At 64.5% G+C, this 8,318-nt stretch carries 8 protein-coding genes; 1 reads left to right on the forward strand and 7 read right to left on the reverse strand.

Features of this window, described 5'->3' with window-relative positions; all coding sequences use genetic code 11:
* Positions 1-475 precede the first annotated feature (475 nt).
* Positions 476-2,536 (forward strand): TonB-dependent receptor domain-containing protein, encoded by a 2,061-nt coding sequence (locus JaAD80_RS26185; protein WP_102298941.1) that lies wholly within the window; start codon positions 476-478, stop codon positions 2,534-2,536.
* A gap of 10 nt (positions 2,537-2,546) precedes the next feature.
* Here JaAD80_RS26185 and JaAD80_RS31900 read toward each other — a convergent pair whose 3' ends face one another.
* The 7 genes from JaAD80_RS31900 to JaAD80_RS26220 all read right to left on the reverse strand — a co-directional run.
* Positions 2,547-2,759, reverse strand: a complete 213-nt coding sequence (locus tag JaAD80_RS31900) for a hypothetical protein (RefSeq protein ID WP_308410650.1) — start codon at positions 2,757-2,759, stop codon at positions 2,547-2,549.
* Positions 2,760-3,061: 302 nt separating this feature from the next.
* On the reverse strand, positions 3,062-3,502 hold the full coding sequence (locus JaAD80_RS26195; RefSeq protein ID WP_102298943.1) for a hypothetical protein: 441 nt from the start codon (positions 3,500-3,502) through the stop codon (positions 3,062-3,064).
* A gap of 186 nt (positions 3,503-3,688) precedes the next feature.
* Entirely contained in the window at positions 3,689-5,812 is a 2,124-nt protein-coding gene (locus JaAD80_RS26200) for a sodium-translocating pyrophosphatase (RefSeq protein ID WP_102298945.1), read from the reverse strand.
* Between the two features lie 178 nt (positions 5,813-5,990).
* A complete protein-coding gene (gene adk, locus JaAD80_RS26205; RefSeq protein WP_102298947.1) occupies positions 5,991-6,647 on the reverse strand; it encodes an adenylate kinase in 657 nt (218 codons plus the stop codon).
* Between the two features lie 243 nt (positions 6,648-6,890).
* Positions 6,891-7,646, reverse strand: coding sequence for a 3-deoxy-manno-octulosonate cytidylyltransferase (kdsB, locus tag JaAD80_RS26210; RefSeq protein ID WP_102298948.1), 756 nt, complete (start codon positions 7,644-7,646; stop codon positions 6,891-6,893).
* A 2-nt stretch (positions 7,647-7,648) separates the two neighbouring features.
* Positions 7,649-7,825 carry a Trm112 family protein gene (locus tag JaAD80_RS26215; protein ID WP_010395789.1) on the reverse strand — a complete coding sequence of 59 codons (177 nt, stop codon included), beginning with the start codon at positions 7,823-7,825 and terminating at the stop codon, positions 7,649-7,651.
* On the reverse strand, positions 7,806-8,318 hold a 513-nt coding region (locus JaAD80_RS26220), incomplete at its 5' end, for a tetraacyldisaccharide 4'-kinase (RefSeq protein ID WP_180979600.1). The genes JaAD80_RS26220 and JaAD80_RS26215, both read right to left, overlap by 20 nt.

The raw sequence follows: 8,318 nt of genomic DNA on the forward strand, positions 1-8,318 counted from the left end.
TCGACGGCCAGCTTGCTGCTGTCGTGCGGATCGAGGCGGCAGACGGGCAATGCCTCGTCGGCGGCCGGTTCCTCCGCGCGGGCAGGCAATCCCGCGGCCACGCCCAGCAGGCAGGCCAGCGCCAGGGCGGCGACCATGCGCCGCTGCACTGCGGTCAGGCTATCCATGACGCCTCCGTGAAAGTGAGCTGAACATGCAATGCGCATGCTGCCTACATTATGTGCACATGCCGCGCCAGATGCCAGCTGGCGTCACAATTTCTCACACCTGGACGGCGGAAAACGCCATGCCTGGCGCCGGCGAACACTGTTTTTATTTCCCTCTAGCACTTTCCTTCTTGCCAGGATGGCATTACAATAAGAACGATTCTTATTCTCATTCGCAAAACACACCGTATTTTTCTTGCTTTTATTTACTTCATACCCAAGCCACCCGAAAGGCAGCCAGGAAATAACAACATTCGGGAAAGTTCACCATGTCCAACCGCAGTCCTGTCTTCGCCGCACCGCTTGCCATCCGCCCCGCCACTGCCCCACGCCGCGCCACCCTGCTCCTGCCCTGCCTGCTGTCGCTGGCCGTCGGCAGCGCCTGGGCCGAAGGCAATGCCGCCGCCGATCCGACCATGAACACCGTTGTCGTCACCGCTTCTGGAACGGCCATCGACATCAAGGATGCGCCGGCCAGCATCAGCGTCATCACGCGCGAGGAAATCGAGCGCCAGCCCGTGTATGACTTGAATACCCTGCTGCGCCGCATCCCCGGCGTGACGGGCGGCACCAGCCCCGTGGGCGAGGAATCGAAGATCAAGCTGCGCGGCCTGCCCGACAAGTACACGCTGATCCTCGTCGACGGCAAGCGCATGGGCAGCTCGGCCGACACGGCCTACCGTCCCGACCTGGGGCGCCAGGACTTGAACTGGATCTCGCCCGAGATGATCGAGCGCATCGAAGTGGTACGCGGCCCCATGTCCTCGCTGTACGGTTCCGACGCCATGGGCGGCGTGATCAACATCATCACGCGCAAGGTGCCGGGCAAGTGGAACGGCTCGGCCACGGCCAACTATACGGAACCGCAGGACAGCGGCCGCGGCGCGGCGCACCAGCTGGGCGTGAACCTGGCCGGCCCGCTGTCGGAATCGGTCGGCATGCGCATCGGCGTAGCCCAATCGAAACAGAATGCCGATGAGAAAATCATCAAGAATGCGGGCGGCATCGGCGGCGAACGCAACCAGAGCATCACGGGCCAGTTGAACTGGGCCCTGAACAAGCAGCACAGCCTGTCGCTGGACGCCAGCTACGGGCGCCAGGAAGCGAGCGATTCGCCCGCGCTGGACGCGGACGGCGAGCCGCTGTTCTACGCCTGGGGTGCCAGCAAGCTGATACGCAAGAGCGCCAGCCTTGGCTACGAAGGCAAGCTGGACTTCGGCAAGGCCAGAGTCAATCTGTACCACAATGACTATGACAACCAGGTTGCCGGCTCGGTAGCGAAAGCCAAGGACAGCACCCTCGACGCCACCCTGGAAAAACGCCTGGGCTGGGGCATCGAGCAATTGCTGGTGGTGGGCGGCCAATGGAAGCACCAGGAACTGACGAATACGGACACGATCGGCACGATTCCCACCGATTACCTGGGCAATCCCGTCAGCGGCGCGACCCTGTCGGGCACCACCTCGGCCCTGTTCGCGGAAGACCAGCTGTTTTTGCGCGAAGATTTGACGGCCACGGCGGGCCTGCGACTCGATCACCACAGCAAGTTCGGCAACCACTACAGCCCGCGCCTGTACCTGGTGTACCACCCGGCCCCTGCCTGGACCATCAAGGGCGGCGTCTCGCAAGGCTTCCGCGCGCCTAGCCTGAAGGAAAACTCGCCGTCGGCGGCCACCAATTCGGGCGGCCGCGGCTGCACCAGCCTGCGGCCCCTGGGCTATGTGAGCGGCACTTGCTACATGGCAGGCAATGCGGACCTGAAACCGGAAACCAGCACGGCCGGCGAGATCGGCGTAGCCTGGGAGCAAAATGGCTGGGATGTCGGCGTGACCTGGTTCCACACGGATTTCAAGAACAAGATCGACTACGCGCCGCTGGGCAAATTCCAGGGCATCTGGTGGACCAGGATGACGAATATCCAGAAGGCGCGCACCAGCGGCCTGGAAGCGACGGCGACCATCCCCCTGACGAAAAACTTGAACTGGCGCAACAACATGACGTATATGCGCGAGGCGAAAAACCTGACGACGGGCGCCAACCTGCTGTCCACGCCCAAGCTGTCGTGGTACTCGGCGCTGGGCTGGCAAGTCAGCGACCAGCTGTTCGGCGAAGTGTCGGCCCAGTACACGGGCAAGGAACTCGATGCCGGCAAGCTGGCCAACAAGGCCTACACCATCGTCGACGCGGTCGTATCGTACAAGGTGACGCCAAACTGGACCGTGCGCGGCGGCGTGGAAAACCTGTTCAAGAAGGGGCCGACGGCCGATGGCCAGGTTGACTACTATGTGCCGGGACGCCGCATGTTTGTCGGTGTGACGTCGCGCTTTTAAAGCGTAAAGCCTAGTCGCGGGGCGGCGGCGTATTCGGCGGCGGCGTGGCGGCGTTCGCCGGCACGCCACTCAGCATCTGCCCCGCCACGGGCACCTTGTGGCCGCTCGCGTACATGCATTGCTGGTAGGCATTGTCGTAGCGGCGCTGCATGCCGTACGCGGAACTGTCCGCCGCGCCCGTGCCCGCCAGCGCGCCAAACAGCAAGCCCGTGCCGGCACCCACGCCGGCGCCATGGCCGCCATCGATGGCGCGCCCGCCGCCGCACCGAGGACCGTACCCAGGGCCGCGCTGCGCACGCCGCTGTCGATACCGGCCTGCTGTGGCGAACTGCCACCGAGCTGGCCTTGCGCGTAGCCGCGGCATTGCAGGTCGTCGCTGCGGAACTGCGCGAAACTCTTGCCCGTGCCCGGCAAGACCATGGCCGACGGCCCGTCCGGCATCACCGTGCAGGCGGCCAGCAGCAAAGGCGCCAGCACGCAGGCGCGCCTGAACAACACTGTCGTGTTCATGTCTCCTCCCCGGCTTCAGCGCACGCTGTCAGGCAGCACGGCACGCCAGGCCGTGCCGCAGTTTTTCACGTACGGGTAATAGCCCTGCGGCCGCGCGCAGTAGTACCACATCTGCGCCGTCGGCTCGCCGCCCTGTTCGATATACACGGGAGGCGGCTGCACGATGACCGTGCGCCCGTACGGGTAGCCGTAGGGAGTGCCATACCACGGGTCGCCATGCCAGCCCGGCCCATCACCGTAGCGCCAGGCCGATCCCACCCAGACGCCCACGTGCGGGCGGCCGTGAAAGTGGCCGTGGCCGCCGTGAAAACCGCCATGCCCCCGATGAAAGCCGCCGTGGCCATGGTGGCCGCCATGCCCGCCCGGCGCGGCCGCCGCGGCGCCCGCTGAGCGCCAGTCCCGCCAGCAGCAGCACCAGCCCCACGCCACGTCTCGTGTATTTGCTGTCCATGCCATTCTCCCGCCATCCACCGTCAACGGTGCCGATTAACCATTATTGGCCGCTGCGCGCGGAAGTCAAAGGTGCGGTAACAATTACTCACCGTTGATACGCGCGGGATATGGACTCCAGGAAATTTTCGCGTGTGCAAACAAAAACAGCCCCGCTGGCTGCGGGGCTGTGGCGTGGGCCGGTGCGCTGCCTTACTGGGCCGGCAAGACCTGCGGCGGCGCGGCCGGCGCCAGGATGGGCGGCAGCGGTGCGTGGATGGGCGCCGGGGGCGCCACGGCCAGCCAGCCCGTGGCCGGCAGCAGCGGCACCAGCAGCAGGGCGACGATATTGATGATCTTGATCAAGGGATTGACGGCCGGGCCGGCCGTGTCCTTGTACGGGTCGCCCACCGTGTCGCCCGTGACTGCCGCCTTGTGCGCCTCGGAACCCTTGCCACCGAAATGCCCGTCCTCGATGTATTTCTTGGCATTGTCCCAGGCGCCGCCGCCGGTGGTCATGGAAATGGCCACGAACAGGCCCGTCACGATGGTCCCCATCAACAGGCCGCCCAGGGCCGCAGGCCCCAGCAGCATGCCGACAACGATGGGCACCACCACCGGCAGCAGCGAAGGCACGATCATTTCGCGGATCGCCGACGCCGTCAGCATGTCGACGGCCTTGTCGTATTCGGGCCGCGCCGTGCCTTCCATGATGCCCTTGATGTCGCGGAACTGGCGCCGCACCTCGACCACCACGGCGCCGGCCGCGCGGCCCACGGCTTCCATCGCCATGGCGCCGAACAGGTAGGGAATCAGGCCGCCGATGAACAGGCCGACAATGACCATCGGGTTCGACAGGTCGAACGTGATGTGCTGGCCCACGGATTCAAGCGCGTGCGTGTAGTCGGCGAACAGCACCAGCGCGGCCAGGCCCGCCGAGCCGATGGCATAGCCCTTGGTGACGGCCTTGGTGGTATTGCCGACGGCGTCCAGCGGATCGGTGATGGCGCGCACGGAGTCGGGCAGGCCCGACATCTCGGCGATGCCGCCCGCGTTGTCCGTGATGGGGCCATACGCGTCGAGCGCGACGATGATGCCGGCCATCGACAGCATGGCAGTGGCCGCGATGGCGATGCCGTACAGGCCCGCCAATTGATACGAGACGAGAATGGCGACGCAGACGGCCAGCACCGGGTAGGCCGTGGACTTCATCGACACGCCCAGGCCGGCGATGATGTTGGTGCCGTGGCCCGTCGTCGACGCTTCGGCGATATGGCGCACGGGCTTGAAATCCGTGCCCGTGTAGTATTCCGTGATGTAGACCATCAGGCCCGTGAGGACGATGCCGACGACGGTGGCGCCCAGCATCTTGTAGCGCATGGCGTCGTCGGGCCATAGCAGCCACGTCACCACGGCGAAGCCGACCAGCGACAGGCCGGCGGCCCACCACAGGCCCGTGTACAGGGCCGACATGATTTTCGCGCCCGGCTTGGTCTTCACCATCGAGCAGCCGACGATGGAGGCGAGAATGGAGACGGCGCCCAGCAGCAGCGGGTAGATGATGGCCACGCTGCTCGCTTCAGCCATCAGCAAGGCGCCCAGCAGCATGGTGGCGATCAGGGTCACGACATAGGTTTCAAACAGGTCGGCCGCCATGCCGGCGCAGTCGCCCACGTTGTCGCCCACGTTGTCGGCGATGACGGCAGGGTTGCGCGGATCGTCCTCGGGAATGCCCGCCTCCACCTTGCCGACCAGGTCCGCGCCCACGTCGGCGCCCTTGGTGAAGATGCCGCCGCCAAGCCGCGCGAAGATGGAAATGAGCGAGGCGCCGAAGGCCAGGCCGATCAAGGGCTTGATCAGGTCATGCTGCGTCAGGCCGGGCGCGCCCGTCGTCACCAGCAGCCAGTAGAACAGGGTCACGCCCAGCAGGCCCAGTCCGACCACCAGCATGCCGGTGATCGCCCCGCCCTTGAAGGCCACGTTCAGCGCCTGGTTGATGCCGTGCGTGGCCGCCTGCGCCGTGCGCACATTGGCGCGCACGGAGACATTCATGCCGATGAAGCCGCAGGCGCCGGACAGCACGGCGCCGATCAGGAAGCCCAGCGCCGTGTGCAGGCCAAGCAGCACGTAGATGGCGATCAAGAGCACCACGCCGACGATGGCGATGGTGCGGTACTGGCGCGCCAGGTAGGCGGCCGCGCCCTGCTGGATGGCCAGGGCGATTTCCTGCATGCGCGCGTTGCCGGGATCCTGGCGCAGGATCCAGCTACGCGACACCAAACCATACACCACGGCGACCACGCCGCAGGCTACCGCAAACCACAGACTGGCTGCCATATCGTCCCCTTCTGTTTTTATCCGACGTCATTGCCAACAGCTGCAGACCGCACCGGGTAGGCACGCGCAGCCAGGAAAACACGACCTGCAAAAAAACTGAACCACGAAAACGCTACGGCACCCGGCTCAAACGCGGGCACAAAAAAAGCGGACACTCAGGTCCGCTTTTCAATACTGCTTATTCCGCCAGGGCGGCAAATGCGCTGTCGCGGATTTGCTCGACCGGACCGACGCCGGCGATGCGGCGGTATTTCGGCGCGCCTGGCAGGCCGGACTTGGCCCAGTCATTGTAGTAGCCGAGCAAGACCTTGGTCTGGTTGTGGTACACGTCCAGGCGTTTTTTCACTGTTTCGGCCTTGTCGTCGTCGCGCTGGATCAGCGGCTCGCCGGTGATGTCATCGACGCCTTCGACTTTCGGCGGATTGAATTTGACGTGGTAGACGCGGCCCGAACCCGGGTGGCTGCGGCGGCCATCCATGCGCTCGATGATCGACTCATCGGGCACGTCGATTTCCAGCACGTAGTCGACATTGATGCCGGCGTCTTTCATGGCGTCCGCTTGCGCGATGGTGCGCGGGAAACCGTCGAACAGGTAGCCATTGGCGCAATCGGCTTCCTGCAGGCGATTCTTGACCAGGCCAATCATGATGTCGTCCGACACGAGGCCGCCCGCATCCATGACTTTTTTCGCTGCCAGGCCCAGTTCCGTGCCTTCCTTGATCGCCGCGCGCAGCATGTCGCCCGTGGAGATTTGCGGAATATTGTATTTTTCTTTGATGAAGTTAGCTTGGGTGCCCTTGCCGGCACCGGGTGCTCCTAAAAGTATCAGACGCATTGAAAAGTTCCTAAAAAACAGATTTTGGATGGTGGTATGTGTAATTTTTTTTAGATGATGTTGCTATGGCTATCTTTCCCTACGAAACTTACCACAAAAAATCCCCGAAACGCCAGTTTGCTGTCGATTTGCCATGCCCTGATTGATCAAAGCCAGCAATTAGCGAAGCGGACGTTTCAAAATGTGGTTTTTGCTGCAGACGCACAAATTTTATTTGCACGCCTGCCGTTTTGCGGGTAGCGCTTACAGGGCGCGGTAGTGCGCCTGCACTCTTGCCAGATCTTCCGGCGTGTCCACGCCGGCGGCCGGGGCCGAGTCCGTGACATGCACGGCGATGGCATAGCCATGCCACAGCACGCGCAACTGCTCCAGCGCCTCGATGGCTTCCAGCGGCGACGCGGAAAGGCCAGGATACGTTTGCAAGAAGGCATTGCTGTACGCATACAGGCCGATATGCCGCAGCGGCACATAATCTGCCGGCAGGCTGTCTTTCGACTGCGCGAAGCCGTCGCGGTGCCACGGGATGGTGGCGCGCGAAAAGTACAGGGCGCGGCCGTTCTTGTCCAGCACGACCTTGACGACGTTCGGATTGAAAGCGTCAGCCACCGCGTGCAGCGGGTGGGCGCACGTGGCCATGGGCACGGTGCTGCTGATCTGCGCGGCGCAGGCGGCCAGCAAGGCCGGGTCGATCAGCGGTTCGTCGCCCTGCAGGTTGACGACGACGGCGTCCGGCGGCAAATCCAGGGTGCGCGCCACTTCGGCGATGCGGTCCGTGCCCGACGGGTGGTCGGCGCGCGTCATGCACACCTCCACGCCATGCGCGGCGCAGGCGGCGCGGATATCTTCGTGATCGGTGGCGACGATGACGCGCGCGGCGCCCGACAGGACAGCCTGCTCGGCCACGCGCACCACCATGGGCTTGCCGCCCAGGTCAGCCAGCGGCTTGTTGGGCAGGCGCGTCGACGCCAGGCGGGCCGGGATGATGACGATAAACGCCATCGTTATTCCACTGCGTCTTGCAGGGTGCGCGCCTCGTCCGCCCACATGATGGGGATGCCATCGCGGATCGGGTAGGCCAGGCGGTCGGCGCGGCAAATCAGTTCCTGCGCCTTCTTATCGTGTTCAAGCGGGCCCTTGCAAACAGGGCAGACCAGGATATCAAGCAGTCGAGCGTCCACGACATTTCTCCACAATTTGTTGGGCCAGCGCGCTATCGATGCGCGCACTGACCGGGACGACCCACAGTCTCGGGTCATCTTTGAGATGTTCAATTTGCGCACATTTTACTGCATCCTTCTCGGTGATCAAGATCACATCCGTGTCGAGCGCGGCAAATGGCTGGTCGAGGAAGTCGTGATGGTCGGGCAAGGGCAGTTCCGTGAAATCCAATCCCGCGCCGCGCAGCATGGCAAAGAAACGCTGCGGATTGCCGATGCCGGCCGCCGCCACGATGCGCTGGCCGCTGGCCGCCAGGGTTGCCAACGGCAGGCGTTCGCCGCGCGCCACCATCCGTTCGGCCACGCCGCCATCGAGCGTCATCTGCACGACAAGCGAACCTGCCGGCGCCACCTGCGCCACCAGCGCCGGCGCCAGTTCGGGCGCATTGATCACCGTCACGTCGCGGCGGCGGCGCGGCGATTCGCGCAGCGGCCCCGCCGGCAGCAGCCAGCC

The sequence above is a fragment of the Janthinobacterium sp. AD80 genome (assembly GCF_002878455.1).
GTDB lineage: Bacteria > Pseudomonadota > Gammaproteobacteria > Burkholderiales > Burkholderiaceae_D > Janthinobacterium.